General features: G+C 73.5%; 12 protein-coding genes. 6 read left to right on the top strand and 6 right to left on the bottom strand.

The annotated features are described in order from the left end of the window. Positions 1 to 21: 21 nt before the first annotated feature. Positions 22 to 1,308, bottom strand: coding sequence for a DUF2254 domain-containing protein (locus ACWGIS_RS11585; RefSeq protein ID WP_453362192.1), 1,287 nt, complete (start codon positions 1,306 to 1,308; stop codon positions 22 to 24). Positions 1,309 to 1,903: 595 nt separating this feature from the next. Here ACWGIS_RS11585 and ACWGIS_RS11590 point away from each other — a divergent pair. Both ACWGIS_RS11590 and ACWGIS_RS11595 read left to right on the top strand, forming a co-directional pair. Continuing rightward, complete coding sequence (locus tag ACWGIS_RS11590) at positions 1,904 to 5,644, top strand: S8 family serine peptidase (RefSeq protein WP_453362193.1); 3,741 nt, start codon at positions 1,904 to 1,906, stop codon at positions 5,642 to 5,644. Positions 5,645 to 5,781: 137 nt separating this feature from the next. After that, positions 5,782 to 6,774, top strand: coding sequence for a helix-turn-helix transcriptional regulator (locus ACWGIS_RS11595; RefSeq protein ID WP_453362194.1), 993 nt, complete (start codon positions 5,782 to 5,784; stop codon positions 6,772 to 6,774). A gap of 27 nt (positions 6,775 to 6,801) precedes the next feature. On the opposite strand, the gene ACWGIS_RS11600 is transcribed toward ACWGIS_RS11595, so the two are convergent. Beyond that, positions 6,802 to 7,347, bottom strand: a complete 546-nt coding sequence (locus ACWGIS_RS11600) for a cysteine hydrolase family protein (RefSeq protein ID WP_453362195.1) — start codon at positions 7,345 to 7,347, stop codon at positions 6,802 to 6,804. Between the two features lie 396 nt (positions 7,348 to 7,743). Between ACWGIS_RS11600 and ACWGIS_RS11605 the strand changes: the two genes are divergently transcribed. Both ACWGIS_RS11605 and ACWGIS_RS11610 read left to right on the top strand, forming a co-directional pair. After that, a complete protein-coding gene (locus ACWGIS_RS11605; RefSeq protein ID WP_453362196.1) occupies positions 7,744 to 9,102 on the top strand; it encodes a protein kinase domain-containing protein in 1,359 nt (452 codons plus the stop codon). A gap of 250 nt (positions 9,103 to 9,352) precedes the next feature. Next, on the top strand, positions 9,353 to 10,807 hold the full coding sequence (locus tag ACWGIS_RS11610) for a glyceraldehyde-3-phosphate dehydrogenase (RefSeq protein WP_453362197.1): 1,455 nt from the start codon (positions 9,353 to 9,355) through the stop codon (positions 10,805 to 10,807). Positions 10,808 to 10,966: 159 nt separating this feature from the next. Here ACWGIS_RS11610 and ACWGIS_RS11615 read toward each other — a convergent pair whose 3' ends face one another. Then, positions 10,967 to 11,413 (bottom strand): DUF2267 domain-containing protein, encoded by a 447-nt coding sequence (locus tag ACWGIS_RS11615; protein WP_453362198.1) that lies wholly within the window; start codon positions 11,411 to 11,413, stop codon positions 10,967 to 10,969. Between the two features lie 162 nt (positions 11,414 to 11,575). Continuing rightward, entirely contained in the window at positions 11,576 to 12,007 is a 432-nt protein-coding gene (locus tag ACWGIS_RS11620; protein ID WP_453362199.1) for an Hsp20/alpha crystallin family protein, read from the bottom strand. A 147-nt stretch (positions 12,008 to 12,154) separates the two neighbouring features. On the opposite strand from ACWGIS_RS11620, the gene ACWGIS_RS11625 reads away from it, so the two are divergent. Further along, positions 12,155 to 12,802, top strand: coding sequence for a type III effector protein (locus ACWGIS_RS11625; RefSeq protein WP_453362200.1), 648 nt, complete (start codon positions 12,155 to 12,157; stop codon positions 12,800 to 12,802). A 70-nt stretch (positions 12,803 to 12,872) separates the two neighbouring features. On the opposite strand, the gene ACWGIS_RS11630 is transcribed toward ACWGIS_RS11625, so the two are convergent. Next, positions 12,873 to 13,520 carry an HAD family hydrolase gene (locus ACWGIS_RS11630; RefSeq protein ID WP_453362201.1) on the bottom strand — a complete coding sequence of 216 codons (648 nt, stop codon included), beginning with the start codon at positions 13,518 to 13,520 and terminating at the stop codon, positions 12,873 to 12,875. Here ACWGIS_RS11630 and ACWGIS_RS11635 point away from each other — a divergent pair. Beyond that, on the top strand, positions 13,519 to 13,749 hold the full coding sequence (locus ACWGIS_RS11635; RefSeq protein WP_453362202.1) for a hypothetical protein: 231 nt from the start codon (positions 13,519 to 13,521) through the stop codon (positions 13,747 to 13,749). The genes ACWGIS_RS11630 and ACWGIS_RS11635 overlap by 2 nt on opposite strands. A 300-nt stretch (positions 13,750 to 14,049) precedes the next feature. On the opposite strand, the gene ACWGIS_RS11640 is transcribed toward ACWGIS_RS11635, so the two are convergent. Beyond that, complete coding sequence (locus ACWGIS_RS11640) at positions 14,050 to 16,089, bottom strand: CASTOR/POLLUX-related putative ion channel (RefSeq protein WP_453362203.1); 2,040 nt, start codon at positions 16,087 to 16,089, stop codon at positions 14,050 to 14,052. Positions 16,090 to 16,398: the final 309 nt, after the last annotated feature.

Below are 16,398 nucleotides of genomic sequence, written 5' to 3' on the forward strand. Positions count from 1 at the left end.
CCCGCCTGGTCGGGAGGAGGGCTAGGAGGGGTACTGGCCGCCGATGCCCTGGAGGTCCGGCTGCTCCGCGACGGCCCTGCGGGCCGCGTCGGGGAAGTGCCGCTCCACGGAGTCCCGCAGCAGGCCCAGTTCGGCACGGATCGCGGGGTGCTGCGGCGGGGGAAGCCCGTCCAGCAGGCCGTCGAGCACGGCGCGCAGCCTGCGGCAGATCTGCACGGACGAGCTTCCGTACTCGCGGATCTCGCAGACGGCGAGCTGGAGGAGGCTGTCCCAGTCGCGCCCCGGGAGCACGAGCCGGGCGTCCCCGTGGCGGTCGGCCAGGATGTGCCGGGCCGGGAGCTGCGTCCTGCCGATGGTGTGCAGGAACCGCTCGATGTAGTTGATCACCTGGACGGCGGTGGTGGGGTCGTTCACGGCCGGGGACAGGGCGCGGATGGCGATGTCGACGAGGACGCGCAGCGCGAAGGCGGGGTCCTGTTCGATGGTGCGCTCGGCCCCGAGCGCGACGAGACCGTTCACCCGCTCCGGTGACGGGCCTGACGTATTTCCGTGGACCTCCACCAGGACGGTGCCCGGGGGTACGAAGTCCCCGACGAGCCGGGTCACCACGAGGACGCAGTCGTGGCGCGTGGCCTCCGCGACCAGTCCGGCCACGTCGAACGCCTGGACGGCTCCGCCGCGATCGGTACGGATACGGGTCACCGGTCCCGCGGCCGGCACGACCTGGTCCCCGCGCGGGGCGGCGCCCCTGAGCGCGGACGCGCCGCTCTCGAGGACGGCCTCCCCGAGGGTCGTCACCAACTCGGCGATGGCCACCGGACGGAGGCTGTGCGTGAACCGGTTCAGGTAGACGAGCAGCAGCACGAGACTGACCGCGACGGCCGCCCCGGCCAGGGTGACGCCCAGGTCGGGGACCGAGTCGGACTCGACGCTGCGCAGCAGCGAGAAGGCGAAGGCGAACGTCCCCGTGAACGTCGCCAGGACCGCCTTCTGCAGCCGGTCCCGGTACCAGAGGCGCATGTAGCGGGGGGAGAGGGTGCTTGTGGCCTGCTGCACCACCAGCACGCCGATGGTGACGACGAATCCGAGCAGCGCCACCATCGCCCCGACGATGGCGGTGAGGACGCCGCTCGCCGTGGTCGAGGAGTAGTGCCAGCCGCTCGGCGGCCGGTTCGTGCTGTCGGCGACGAGCGCGAGTTCGGCGAGCAGCGCGCCCAGGACCAGACCGGCCGTCGGCAGGATCCACAGACTGGCCTTGACGTACTGCCGCAGCCTGAACCGGGCCGCCCAGGATGTCGGGACACCCACGTCACGCCCCCTTCGACGGAGGAGTCGGGTGCATTCGGGCACACGAGACGGCGGGTCTCCCCGACGGGATCGCCGTGAACTCACACTAAGGCGCTTCGGGGGACCCCGCAGGGCAGCGCCGTCCGCGCGTGACACCCACCGGAGGGGCCGCCCGGCCGGTCCGTACCGGCAGTGGTCCCGCCCGGCTGCGGCCGGCGTCCGGCGCGGTGACCGCGTGATGCCGACGGGCGCCGGGCGCGATGCGCGCTCACTAAGTCGCATACGTGAGCCCGGGTGGCGACGAACGCACGCGGGGCGGGATACGCGCTCATCCGGTGGCATCCGCGGGCACGGGTGGGGGGCGAGGAACGCACGCGGGGCGGGATACGCGCTCACCCGATGGCATGCATGAGGCCGAGCAAGGGACGGCGGACGCGCGCATGAAATGCGGGGCGCCGTAAGGGCTCGGTGCGGGGCGGCGAGCGCCCTCCGTCGGCGCCGCTGACCTGGTCTCGTACGGCTTCGCGTGGTTTGGGACTGGCGAGTCCTTGCCATGGCGACGACTTGCCGCCGACAGGCCTTCACGACGGCCTGAGCAGGTCGGTAGACCCGTGGCATGTCCTCCCCCTCCCAGGCTTCCGCCTCCCGGCGCAGACGCCGGCGGCTGACCGCGGCCGCGACCGCCGTACCGCTGCTGGCATCGGTCCTCGTCGTCCTGCAAGCCCCCGCCCAGGCGGCTCCGAGCAAGCCCGCCGTGCCCGCCAGGCCCTCGGCGACCCATCGGGTCACCCTGGTCACCGGCGATGTCGTCACGGTCTCCACCTCGGCCGACGGCAGGCAGACCGCCGAGGTCGACCGGCCCGACAGCGCCGTCGGCGGAGTGAAACTCCAGCAGATCAAGGGGGACCTGTACGTCGTCCCGGACGAGGCGGCGGCGCTGCTCGGCAAGGGCAGGCTCGACCGGCGGCTCTTCAACGTCACCGACCTGATCGAGATGGGCTACGACGACGCGAAGACGGCCACGGTGCCGCTGATCGCGACGTACGCCGGAACGAAGAAGCGCGAGGGCGTCGAGCCGACGGCGCCGCGCGGCAGCCGGATGACCCGCGAGCTCACCGGCATCCGTGCCGCCGTGCTCAGCACGAAGAAGCGGCAGGCCCGCACCTTCTGGACCTCCGTTGCTCTGCGGGGCGCCACCGGGCTGGCCGCGGGTGTCGCCAAGCTGTGGCTGGACGGACGGGTCGAGCCCGACCTGAAGGAGAGCGTGCCGCTGATCGGCGCGCCCGAGGCCTGGGCGGCCGGGTACACCGGCAAGGGGAGCAAGGTCGCGGTCCTCGACACGGGTGTCGACACCGGACACCCCGATCTCGCGGGCCTGATCGACGGCACCGCCAGCTTCGTGCCCGACGAGGGCGTCACCGACGTCAACGGGCACGGTACGCACGTGGCGGGCACCATCGTCGGTTCGGGCGCCGCCTCCGGGGGCGACCACAGGGGCGTCGCCCCGGGCGCCGACCTGCTCGTCGGCAAGGTGCTCGGCGGAGCGGAGGGCTCCGGCCAGGACTCCTGGGTCATGGCCGGCATGCAGTGGGCCGCCGAGTCCGGTGCCGACGTCGTCAACATGAGCCTCGGCAACTCCTACCCGACAGATGGCAGCGACCCGATGTCGCAATTGGTCGACGCCCTGTCCGAGCGGTACGGCACCCTGTTCGTCGTCGCCGCGGGCAACGCGGGCCCGGAGACCGTCTCCGCCCCCGGGGCCGCGGCCGCCGCGCTCACCGTGGCCGCGACGGACAAGGAGGACCGGCTCGCGTCCTTCTCCAGCACCGGTCCGCTGGCCGGCTCCGGCGCCATGAAGCCGGACATCGCGGCGCCGGGCGTGGACATCACCGCTCCCCGCTCCCAGGCGATGACCGACGGCGGCGAGGGCCTCTACCGCACCCTCAGCGGCACCTCGATGGCCACCCCGCACGTGGCCGGCGCGGCGGCGATCCTCGCCCAGCAGCACCCGGACTGGACCGGCGCGCAGCTCAAGGAACACCTCATGAGCACCGCGAAGGGCCTGGACGACGGCTACTCGCCGTACGAGGTGGGGACCGGCCGTCTCGACGTGGCCGCCGCCGTGCGCACGCCCGTCCGCGGCACCGGCTCGCTCTTCTTCGGCAACCACACCTGGCCCCACCGGCCGAGCGACGGCGCCGTCGAGAAGGAGCTGACCTACACCAACACCGGCTCCCGCGACGTCACGCTGGACCTGGCGCTGAACGACGGCAACCGCGACGGCCCCTTCACCCTCGGAGCCGACGAGGTGAGCGTCCCGGCGGGCGGCACCGCCGTCGTGCCGGTGACCGGCGACCCGCGCGCCGTCCAGCCCGGCCGGCACGTCGGCCGGGTGACCGCCACCGACGCCGCCACCGGGAAGCCGGTGGCCCGCACGTCCGTGGCGCTGCTCAAGGAGGAGGAGCGCTACGACCTGAACATCGAGCTCGTCGGCCGCGACGGCGAGCCCGCCGCCGGCTGGGTCGGCGTCAACCTGGGCGGCGACGTCTGGCCGTACACGCTCTGGGTCGACGGCTCGACGACCCTGCGCACGGCACCCGGCGTCTACACCGTCGCGGCCTACCTCGACGTGTCCGGCGAGAAGGCGGACCGCTCCGGGCTGGCCGTCCTGGTCGACCCGGAGACCGTGCTCAAGGACGGCTCGGCCGAGGTGGTGCTGGACGCGAGCAGGGCGCGACTGCTGCGGACCGAGGCGCCGCAGCGCACCGAGGACCGGCAGCGCAAGGTCGACTTCGACGTCCACTACGAGGGGCAGGACCCGTACACGGACTACCGCAGCGCGTACGTGCTGCCGCCCACGTACGACGACGTCTACGTGTCGCCCACGAAGGCCATGGAACACGGCGAGTTCATCCTCACCACCCGCTGGCGCAAGGGTGAGCCGCGGCTCGGTCTGAGCACGTCCGGCGGTCGCCTCCGCTTCGACACGCAGGTGCAGCCGGGCAGCGCCCTGCGCACCGGTGAGGAGAAGCTGGAGGCGGTCCTCGCGGGCGACGGCTCCGCGTCGGCGTACGCGAAGGTCCGGGCCAGGGGCAAGGTCGCCGTCGTGCACCGCAGCGACGAGGTCCCGCCGCAGGAGCGCGCCGAGGCCGCGGCGGCGGCCGGCGCCAAGGCGCTGATCGTGGTCAACGACCGTGCCGGGGCCCTCGTGGAGTACGTCGGCGAGTCGGCCGTCCCCGTCGCCGCCGTGCACCGGGACGCCGGCCGCACCCTCGCCGCGATGGCCCGGTCCGGCTCCCTGAAGCTGACCGTGCAGCAGACCGAGCACACGCCGTACGTCTACGACCTGACCCGGGACTACCCCGGCCGGGTGCCCGACCGGCCCCTGGTCTACGAGCCCGCCAAGGCCGACCTGGCCCGCATCGACGCCCGCTACTACGCGGCGGCGGGCGACCGGGCGGCGGAGGGCTACCGCTCCGACTTCACGCTCAGCCCGTCGTTCAACCTCCCCGACACGGAGCGGCACCCGGGCACCCGCACCGAGTACGTGACCCCGGGTCAGGTCTGGAGGGAGTTCCACACGCAGGGCGTCGACACGGCCCTGCCCTGGACGATGGTCTCCGGCGACAACACCTACGCCCGGGGCACGACCACCCGGCAGGACTGGTTCGCGCCGCTGACCCGGCCGGGCCAGAGCGAGTCGTTCGGCGTGTACAACTCCCGCTGGAACAACTACATGACGTGGAACGTCCAGGCGTGGGCCTCGGCGAGCGGCACCCAGCGGCTCGGCGGCTACCTCCCGTGGGGTGAGACCCCGTCACACCTGCGCGTCTACCAGGGCGACACCCTGATCCACGACAACCCGGTCAGCGGCGACATGCAGTGGCGGGAGGTGCCGGCGGGCGACCTGCCCTACCGTGCCGTCCTCGACGTGGAACGGCCCGCCGACGCCTTCCGGCTGTCGACGCGCACCCACACCGAGTGGACCTTCAGGTCCGACACCACCGACACGGACTTCTTCGAGCCGTTCTCGGCGCTGAACCTGGACTACGCGCTGGAGTCCGACCTGCACGGCGACGTGAAGGCCCGGGCGACGCAGAGGATCACGCTCAAGCCGGTGTCGACCGACCTGGGCGAGGTGCCCGGCACGGTGACCAGTGTGCGGCTGGACGTCTCCTGCGACGACGGTGCCACCTGGCGGAAGGTGACCCTCGCCAAGGGCGCCCACGGCACCTGGACCGGCTCGTTCAGGGCGGACGGCAAGCCCGGCGGCTTCCTGTCGGTCCGCGCGAGCGCCGGGACCGACCGGGGCTTCGGTGTCGAGAACGAGGTCATCCGGGCGTACGGCCTGCGATGAGCCGCACCGTCGGGCCCCCGGGAGTCGACTCCCCGGGGCCCTCCCCCTCAGCACCCCTCCCAGCAGGGACTTCTCGGATTCCGCCGCCGTGGCCCATACTCTCCCCGCTGCGGCAAGTGGAGGAGAGTCGGTCGCCGATGCTGGATGTACTGGGTCTCGAAGCCGGCCAGGAGCGCGTCTACCGGGCGCTGCTCGGCCGGCCGGACTCCACCGCCGCCTCCCTCGCCGAGGTGCTCGCCCTGCCGTGGGCCGAGGTCGACAAGGCCCTGGCGCGTCTGGCCGACTGGGGACTGGCGACCGGGTCGGCGGACGGGCGCTTCACCGCCGCGCCGCCCGCGATGGCGCTCGGGGCCCTCATCGGCCAGCGCCGGGACGGTCTGCGCCTGGCCGAGCAGGCGCTGGTGGCGTTCGCCGAGGAGCACCGCGCGGCGATGACCGGCAGCAGCATCAGCGACCTCATCGAGATCGTCACCGGCGTCGACGCGATCCGGCACCGCTTCCTCCAGGTGCAGCAGGCGGCCCGCACGGAGGTCCGCTCCTTCATCACCGCCCCGTTCGTCGCCCTGCCCCCCGACGAGAACACCGCCGAGCCCATGGCCCTCGGCAGGGGCGTCCGCTTCCGGGCGGTCCTGGACCGGGCGGTGCTGGCGGAGCCGGGCATCGTGCGCGACGCGGTCGAGTCGCTGCGCAACGGCGTGCGGCTGCGTGTCACCGACCGCCTGCCGATGAAACTCGTCCTGGCGGACGCCGACCTGGGTCTCGTGCCGCTGGCCGTCACCCCGGCCGGGGAGCCCGGCGCGGTGCTCCTGCACCGCAGCGGCCTGCTGGACGCGCTGGACGCGCTGTTCGAGTCGGTGTGGCGCGCCGCCTCTCCGCTCGGACTCACGGGCCCCGGAGACGGCGCCGACGTCTCCGTCGAGGTCGCCGCGGACGGCCCCACCGACCTCGACCGGCAGATCCTCGCGCTGCTCCTGGCCGGCCTGACGGATCTGGCGGTGGCCACACAGCTCGGGCTGTCGCCCCGCACGCTCCACCGGCACCTGCGCCGCCTCATGGACCTGGCCGGAGTCAGGACGCGGATGCAGCTGGGCGGGCACGCCGTACGGCACGGCTGGGTGACCCCGGGCTGAACGGCCCGCCCGGCGCCGCCCGGCGGGTCACTCCTTGGTGAAGTCGATCTGGTCGGCCGGGACGACGTCCGCGTTCATGTTGCGCTGCATCATGCGGAACGACGCCTGCGCCAGATCGGCGTGGATGTGCGCGACCGCGTCGCTCGGCACGGTCACCCGGAAGTGCCGGATGTGCGCGTCGAGCGCCGAGTACAGCACGCACTGCTCCGTGACCTGCCCGCACATCACGATGTGCCCGATGCCCTGTTCGTTCAGCAGGTACTCCAGGGGCGTCTGGTAGAAGATCGAGTGGCGGGCCTTGACGACGAAGAGCGACTCCCCGTCCGGCCTGATCGGCTCGACGAGGTCCGCGTGCGGCCCCTGGAGCGCGGCGTGGAGAAGCTCGTCGTGGTGCGAGCGCCACCGCCCGAAGTTGTCGTTGACGTAGATGACGTCCGCCCCCTGCTCGCGGGCCCGGCCGATCAGCCGCCGCATCGCGGGCAGGGTCTCGCGGACGGAGTCGACCAGCACCTCGGCGTCCTCGTGCTCGTAGGTGTTGATCATGTCGACGACGATCAGGGCGGTCTTCGTCATGTCGGACTCCACAAGATCCTCCTCGGCCCGGGGAAACAGGGTTCACGGTGGCAGTGCGTGCACCCGTCCGCCCCTCGACACGCTCCGGCCCCGCGGTGGCGCGGCGTTCGGGTGACGGGTCGACGGCTCGCTCCCCTTTATGATCACGAACGTACGGTCCGGTTGTGTGCGGTACCCACCACGGCCCCCGCCATCCACGCGGGTTTCCGTCCGGCTCTCCGGTGAGCGCGGGAACGCGGGGCGGCCCGCACGGGTGACGTCCAGGAGAGCCGCGGCCGTCACCTGCGTCGGCCCGAAAAGGGATAGCGCGGCGCATTGTGGGAACGCGGACGGCTGCCGCGGGATCGGCCGACAACCGCGCGTCGGCTCCCACCACCGTCCGCCGTAGGAGGGCACATGCCAGTGAAGCAATGGCCGTTGCGGACGGACGCCCGCCTGGGGAGCAACGACGTGCTGGCAGGCCGCTACCGGTTGGACGCCCTCCTCGGCCAGGGCGGCGCGGCCGACGTCTACAGCGCGTTCGACCTGCGGCTCAGGCGCCAGGTGGCCGTCAAGGTGTTCAGGCCCGGGACCGACGCGCAGACGGAGGAACGCTTCACCGAGGAGGCCGTGCTGCTGGCCGGTCTTCAGCACCCCGGACTCGTCACCGTCTTCGACTCCGGCCGGGAGGCGGGCAGCCCCTACCTCGTCATGCAGCTCATCACCGGGGCGACACTGCGCGCACGTGCCGCCGCGGGGGTGCTCGCGCCCGCCGAGGTGTGCGCGCTCGGCGCGGCCCTGGCGGACGCCCTCGACCACGTGCACGCGGCCGGGGTGGTGCACCGCGACGTCAAGCCGTCCAACATCCTCCTGGACGAGACGGGCGTCCCCCACCTCACCGACTTCGGCATCTCCCGGCTGATGGACAGCACCGCGCGCACGGCCACCGGGGCGCTGGTGGGCACGGCCGCCTACCTGGCTCCCGAACAGGTCCTGGGCCGGACGGTCGGACCCGCCGCGGACGTGTACGCGCTCGGCCTGACCCTCCTGGAATGCCTCAAGGGAGAGCTGGAGTACGACGGGACTCCGCTGGAGGCCGCGATCGCGCGCCTGCACCGGGCCCCGGCCTTCCCCTCCTACCTCGACGACGGACTGGCCGGCCTGCTGGGCGCCATGACCGCGCTGGACGAGGACGACCGCCCCGACGCCCGCACCTGCGCGGACGCGTTCAGGGCGCTGGGCAACGGTGAGGAGCCCGTCGGCGCGGCCGCCCGGGCGGTACTCGTCGGACCGGTGCCGGACGGCCACCACACGGCCCGGACCGTCGCCGCCGACCCCGCGTCCGCCGCCGACCCCGCCTTCGCCGACGACGGTGCCTCGCCGGGCCGGCGGGTGAACGGGCGCACGCTGGCGACGGCGGGCGCGGCGCTGGCGACGCTCCTCGGCGTCACCCTCACGGGCATGGCCGGCCTGCCCGACGGCGCCGACTCCGCCACGGGCCCGGAGAACCACGTCTCGGCGGCGCCGGGCGCCCGCCCCTCGGACAGCTCCGCCGCCTCCCCGGACCCGCGGTCCGGGGCCGGTTCCGAAGGCCCGTCCGCGCGGGACGGGAAGCGCTCCGTCACGTCCTCCCCGTCCGCTCCCGTCGCCCGGCAGGTCCCCGCCGCGGACCGCCGGCCCGCCGCAGCGGACCACACCGAACGGCAGAGCAAGTCGCCGAAGCACAAGGCCCCGAAGAAGCTGGCGACGCCTGGCAGGCAGCGGAGCCACAAGTAAGCGGTGGCGGAGGCCCGCCCCGGACCCGGAGCCGCGCCGAAGCGGCCCACGCCCAAAGGAGATGGGCCTCGCGCGCCTTCCGGGTCAGGACCCGGCCCCGGACCACTGACCGGAACACCGGCCCCCGCAAGCCGATGAGCTGCGGTTTTCCGGGCGCGGCGACGGCGGTCCCGCCAAGGGGCACCCCCTGCATGATCAAAACGACGGGAGCGTTAACATCTGAGCACCGCCTAGCTCGAAAGATAAACCTGTGACTGTCAACGACGACTCGTTCACCAACTGGAAGAACCGCGAGGAGATCGCGGAGTCGATGATCCCGATCATCGGGAAGCTGCACCGGGAGCGGGACGTGACCGTCCTGCTGCACAGCCGCTCCTTGGTGAACAAGTCGGTGGTCAGCATCCTCAAGACCCACCGCTTCGCCCGGCAGATGGCGGGTGAGGAGCTCTCGGTCACCGAGACGCTGCCCTTCCTGCAGACCCTCGCCGCGCTGGACCTCGGCCCGTCCCAGATTGACATCGGGATGCTCGCCGCGACCTACAAGTCCGACGACCGCGGGCTCTCGGTGGCCGACTTCACCGCCGAGGCCGTCGCCGGCGCCACGGGCGAGAACAAGATCGAGCGCCGCGAGGGACGCGACGTCGTCCTCTACGGGTTCGGCCGCATCGGCCGCCTCGTGGCCCGCCTGCTCATCGAGAAGGCCGGCTCGGGCAACGGCCTGCGGTTGCGCGCCGTCGTCGTCCGCCAGGGCGGCGGCCGGGCCGCCGGGGATCTCGTCAAGCGCGCCTCGCTGCTGCGCCGCGACTCCATCCACGGCCAGTTCCAGGGCACGATCACCGTCGACGAGGCGAACAGCACGATCATCGCCAACGGCAACGAGATCAAGGTCATCTACGCGAGCGACCCGTCCGAGGTCGACTACACGGAGTACGGCATCAAGGACGCCATCCTCATCGACAACACGGGCAAGTGGCGGGACCGCGAGGGCCTGTCCAAGCACCTGCGGCCCGGTGTCGACAAGGTCGTCCTGACGGCGCCGGGCAAGGGCGACGTCCCGAACATCGTGCACGGCGTCAACCACGACACGATCAAGCCCGACGAGCAGATCCTGTCCTGCGCGTCCTGCACCACCAACGCGATCGTCCCGCCGCTGAAGGCCATGGCGGACGAGTACGGCGTCCTGCGCGGCCACGTGGAGACCGTCCACTCGTTCACCAACGACCAGAACCTGCTGGACAATTACCACACCTCGGACCGCCGGGGCCGCTCCGCGCCGCTCAACATGGTCCTCACCGAGACCGGCGCCGCCTCCGCCGTGGCGAAGGCGCTGCCCGACCTCAAGGCGAGGATCACCGGCAGCTCGATCCGGGTGCCGGTGCCGGACGTCTCGATCGCGATCCTGAACCTGCGCCTCGCCCGCGAGACCACGCGTGAGGAGGTCCTCGACTACCTGCGCAACGTGTCGCTGACCTCGCCGCTCAAGCGCCAGATCGACTTCATCAGCGCTCCCGACGCGGTCTCCAGCGACTTCATCGGCTCGCGGCACGCCTCGATCGTCGACGCCGGTGCCACGAAGGTCGAGGGCGACGACGCGATCCTCTACCTCTGGTACGACAACGAGTTCGGCTACTCCTGCCAGGTCATCCGCGTCGTCCAGCACGTGTCCGGCGTCGAGTACCCCACGTATCCGGTCACCGTGAGCTGAGCCGAGACCTGCCGGCTCCGCCGCCGCGCCCGACGGCGTGGCGGCGGCGGACGGCGACAACCGTACGCGGCGTCCCTCCCGGTCGGGGGAGGGGCGCCGCGTACGGCTGTCCTGGCGGGGATTGGTCCGGCGGACCTGGGGCGTCGTGCCGGGAGCGGGTCAGGCCGCCTGGACGAGCTGGGCCCGACCGAACAACAGGGCGTAGCCGTCCGGCAGTTGGTGGATGATGCGGGAGATCAGGTCGTCGCCGGCGAGGCGGGCGACGACGCCGAGCACCGAGCCGGTGTCCCAGCGCGTCGTCGCCGGGGAGGCACCGTTGCGTTCGGCGAGGTCCTTCACGAAGCCCCAGCCGGTGAGCGGCTCGCCGGAGGGGATCTGCGAGGCGAGGAAGGCGGCGGCCTCGCGGGGCAGCCGGGCGGCGAGTTCGACGCGCTCGTCACCCGTCAGCTGCCGGCCGAGGGCTTCCAGGACGCGGCGGACGACGTCCTCGGCCCGCCGGCGGGTGGGATAGGCGCCCTCGTAGCGCACCTTCTCCAGCAACTGCTCGAAGGTGACGGCTGCCGTGGGCGCGGCCGGGGCGGCGGGTGCGGGGGAGAGGAGGGTCATGTGCGGTGCGACGTCTTTCCTTGCGTGGGCCGATGTCTGACGTGGGCCGGTGTCCGGCGGGCCGGCGTCCCTACAGGGAGGTGCCCCCTGCGGCCGCGGCCGGGGCGGGGCGGGGCGCTGGAGGCACCGCCCCGGGGCGGCGGCGGGCGTCCGGCCGGCGGTTCAGCCGTCGATCTCCTTGCGCTGTCCGGCGCTGCGGACGCTGATCTTCCGGGGCTTGGCCCGCTCGGTGATCGGGATGCGCAGGGTGAGGACGCCGGCCTCGTAGTCGGCCGTGATGTGCTCGGTGTCCAGGGTGTCGGCCAGGACGACCTGGCGGGAGAAGACGCCCAGCGGCCGCTCGGAGAGCTCCGTCTGCGCGTTCTCGGACCGTACGACGGGGCGGCGCTCCGCCCGCACGGTGAGCATGTTCCGCTCGACGTCGATGTCCAGGGCCTCGGGGTCGATGCCCGGCAGGTCGAAGGCGATCACGTACTCGTCGCCGTCGCGATAGGCGTCCATCGGCATCGCGGAGGGGCGGGACCACGTTCCCGGACCCATCAGGTGCTGGGCCAGCCGGTCGAGTTCACGGAACGGGTCGGTGCGCATCAACACGGGAAACACCTCCAGCAAGTTCAGGCAGTTGCTGCCAATGCGCTTCACCTGACTCCGTTGTAGCATGTCATCCATCCGACGACAAGCGAGATGTCATCCACCTGATGACGGCGCCGACGGGGGCCGGACCGAGACGAAGGAGAGGCGATGAACGACGACGGAACGCCGGCCCCGGCCTCCTTCCTGGCGGCGGCCGCGGCGCTGGAGGCCATCGCGGAGGCCATGCGGACGGCCCGGGACGCCGACGCCTCCTCGACCGACGACCCCGAGCAGGCCATGGAGGCGCTGCTGCTCCTGCGCGAGGTGCGCGAACAGCTCGCCGGCTGGGAACCGGGGCTCATCGAGACGGCCCGGGAGGCCGGTGCGAGCTGGGCGGACCTCGCCCGCCCGCTCGGTGTCTCCAGCCGCCAGGCCGCCGAGCGGCGGTACCTGCGGGTGCGCCCCGGGGAGGCCGGTACGACGAAGGAGCAGCGCGTGCGGGCCACCCGTGACCGGCGGGCGGCGGACCGTTCCGTCGCGTCCTGGGCCCACGACCACGCGGCCGCCCTGCGCCAGCTCGCCGGGACGATCACCGCGCTGCCCGACCTGCCCGCGGCGGCGAAGGAGGCGCTGGCCGACCTGCACGCGGCCCTCGGCGACAGTGATCCGGCCCGCCTGCTCGATCCCCTCTCGGCGGCCGGACCGCATCTGCGGAGGGCGCATCCCGACCTCGCCGACCGGGTCGGCGAGGTCGGCCGCCGTACGCGCGAGATGCGCGAGACCGAACAGCGCCAGCGGTCGTCCGACGAGGCGTGAGGACCGGTCCCGGGCGGCGGGCCCGCGCGATGCCGTGCGCCCCGGCCGGCCGACCCGGCCGCCGGCTCCGTCAGCCGGCGGAGTGCGTGAGCAGGTAGTCGATCGCCTGGGTGACGTCGTCCACGCTGTGATGGGGGACGGAGAGATCGTCGGGCCAGGTCAGGCCGCGCACCCAGATGGGCTGCAGGCCCGCCTTGTAGCCGCCCGCGATGTCGTTCTCCGGGTCGTCGCCGATCATCCAGTCGTCCCGGGAGAGCTGGGTGCCGCAGCGGGCCGCCGCCAGCTCGAAGAGGCGGGGGTCGGGTTTGCGGACGTCGATGTCGCCGCTGGCCGCGATCCCGTCGATCAGGTCGGCGAGGCCGGTGGCGCGGATCTTGGCGCGCTGGATGTCGGACGGCCCGTTCGTCACGACCCCGACGGTCCAGGAGGCGGCCCGGAGACGGGCCAGGCTGTCCAGCACGGCGGGTCGGCAGGTGACGGCGGCCGTCATACGGTCGATGTACGCGCGCCACAGTCCGGCGGCGGACTCGTCCAGGTTGAAGACCTCCCGGAGCCGGGCGAAGTCCTCGGGGCAGCCCCGGTCGGCGAGGTGCGTGAGCATCCAGTGCTCGACGTCGGGCCCGTAGCCGTGCGTGCGGGTGAGGTCCGCGACGGCATCGGCGAACGCGGAACGACGGTCGACCAGGGTCCCGTCCAGGTCGAAGAGGGCCAGGCGCATGCGCCAGACCCTAACCTGCCAGGCCGATCCTGTCCCCGACCTCACCACCGCCCCCGACCTCGCCGCCGACGCCAGCCCCCACGCCGACGCCGACTCACCCCCGGACCATGATCCGGACGCCGACTCCGACTTCGACCCCTGCTTCGGCCGTGATCCGGACGCCGAGCCCGACCCCGACGCCGACGAGGACTCGCCCCCGAGCCGGCCGCCGACGCCGCCTCGCCCTTGACCGTGATCCGGACGCTGACCCGGCCTCGACCCCGATCCGGACGCTGACCCGGCCTCGACCGCGATTCGGACGCCGATCCCGACCTCGGCTTGACCCCGATCCCGATCGCGACTCCGATCGCGACTTCGCCCCCGACCCCGCCGGCCCCCACGACCGGTGACCAGTCGGCCGGGGCTCCCCTGGGCCACGGGCCGGCGTGCACCCTCAGGCCACCCGCAGCGACCCACTGCGTCGTACGCCCCAACGGCGCACGTGCACCGGGGCCTTGACCCCACCTGGTCCGCCGAAGCGACAGGCGCCTCAACGGACGCGAGGGTCGGTCTCCCCGTGGGTACGAGGAGCGTCCTCGTGAGCCTGGTTCGGGACCGGGATGTCCGGGGTCGGCGGGGTGTCCGGGACCGGGATGTCCGGGACCGGGATGTCCGGGGTCGGCGGGGTGGCCGGGGTTTCCTGCTCGGGTGGGTCCGTGGCGACCAGGATGACCTGGTCGTCCGGGGTCCACTCGCGGCGCTCCGCCTTGGGCGGGTTGAGGCGGACTCCGTGGTCCGGAGGCGTCGCCCGCCGGTCGTGGCGGCGGTAGCCGATCGCGCACTCGCCGCGGTCGCGCGCGGCGGCCACGACCGTCGCGAACGTGGTCACGCTCCCCGGGCGGACGTAGTGCCCCGCCGGCTTCAGGCAGATCGTGCTGCCGTCGGCGGAGAACAACTCGTCGAACACGGCCGCCAGATGCCGGTTCTGCGCGATCTGCGCCATGAGCAGGCCGGTCAGCTCCCCGCTGACGATGACGTCGGAGCCGGGGTCGAGGGGGGCCAGCGGCCGGTTGCGGTCGTCGGTCAGCTCGGTGACCACCCGCAACGCCCGTCCGGTGCGTTCCTCCACGAGCCGCAGGGCCAGCAGCGTCACCAGCGTCCGGTCGTCCGGGCGGTCCGGTCCGTCGCCCGGGTCCGGCCCGAGGACGACCGTCCCGTCGTACGGGGTGAGGTCGAAGCCGAGCAGGGTCTCGGGCCGCGACAGGGCGGCGGACTGGAACCGTACGGACAGCCGGGAGGCGCCCGACGGCTCCGGATCGGGCTCCCGGGCCGGCGCGGGCACGGACCGGTCCGTCACCACGTCGAGCACGGAACCCGGCCGTGCCGTGCGCCGCAGCTGGTCCACGACGAGGGGCGCCCGCCGGTTCCAGCCGAGCAGCAGCAGGTGCGCGGCGTCCTCCGGCGGCGGTGGCGCGGTCGCGATCGCCGGCCGCTCGACGAGGTGCCGGCAGTCCTCCGGCCGGGCCGCCGCCTCGTCACGGGTGAGGACGATCAGCCTGCTCCCGGGGGCGATCACCGTGTCCGCGGGCGGATTGAGGAGCGTACGGCCCCGCGGGGTGAGCAGCCCCACCACGCAGGCGCCGGCGTGGCCCAGCAGGGCGGCGCCGAAGGGACGCCCGTGGAACGCGTCGGCATCGGCGAGGTGGAACTCGTCACCGGCGAAGTCGAGCAGGTCGCGCAGGACGAGGGACAGGCCGGGACGGCCGACGCACTGCGCGATCAGCCGGGCCGTGACCGTGTCGGTCTCCAGGACCGTGCCCCGCGGCCCGGCGGCCAGCCGGGCCGCCGCCCGGTACCGGTCGTCGCGCACCGCCGCGAGGACCGGCGGCCCCTCCGTGTCCTCCCCGAGCACGGCCCGGAGCGCCAGCAGCGTGCGCAGCACCTCGGCGTCGGCCGTCGGCTCCCCGGACGGCAGCACCAGCACGGTGCGCGCCGTCCGGGGGCTGACCAGGGCCAGTACGGCGGGATCGCTCGCGGGCCCGCTGCGGCAGATCAGCCGCGCCCGGCCGGGCGGGCCGACGTGAGCGGCCAGCGCCCGCTCCATCTCGGTCTTGTCCCGGTCGGCGAGCAGGACGACCGCCCGCGGCCGGTGCGGGAGCTGCGCGGCGACCAGCTCCGCCACGACCGTGAACACCTGGTCCGACCAGCCGAGTACGACGGCGTGGTCCTCCTCCAGGACCGTCGACCGGCCCCGGCTCAGTTCCGCGAGCCGCTCGGCCAGGCCGGTCGTGATCACCCCGACGAGGGTCGACACGCAGAGCAGGGCGACCAGTCCGAGCACGGCCGCGAGCAGCATGCGCAGCGGCGTACCGTCCACCGCCCCCAGCCGCAGGGTCTCCGCAGTGGACCGCCACACCGCCGTCAGCCGGCCCGAGAGCGAGCGCGGCGCGCCGGGGTCCGTCCACACCAGCAGCGCGCTCACCGGGACGACGAATCCCAGGCAGCCGACGACCAGCCAGCCCATCAGGGAACCGGTGCTGCGGGCCAGCGTACGGTCGAACCGGTAGCGCGCCCGGTCCTGTAACGACACCCGTCGCCGCTCCTCCGGCCGGTCTCCGCCCACGCGCACCCCTCGCCTCGTCCCGCACTCGCCGCGGCACCCACCCCGTCGCGCACGGGCGCGACACCCACCGACGGGCAGTGCGCCGCCGACTGGTCCGCTCCGCACAGTGCTTGCTCCACCGCCGGGACACGCGGCTTTCGGGAGGCGATTCATTCTTTCGGGCAGGCGCCCCGGTGAGCTGCGCGGGAGGAGGGTCGGACGAGCGCCCCGGTCCGCGCGGCGGGGGCACGTCCGGCGGGCGGCCGGGTACCCGTACGGCATGTCGGCCCACCCGCA

It is taken from the genome of Streptomyces sp. NPDC054842 (assembly GCF_053611025.1).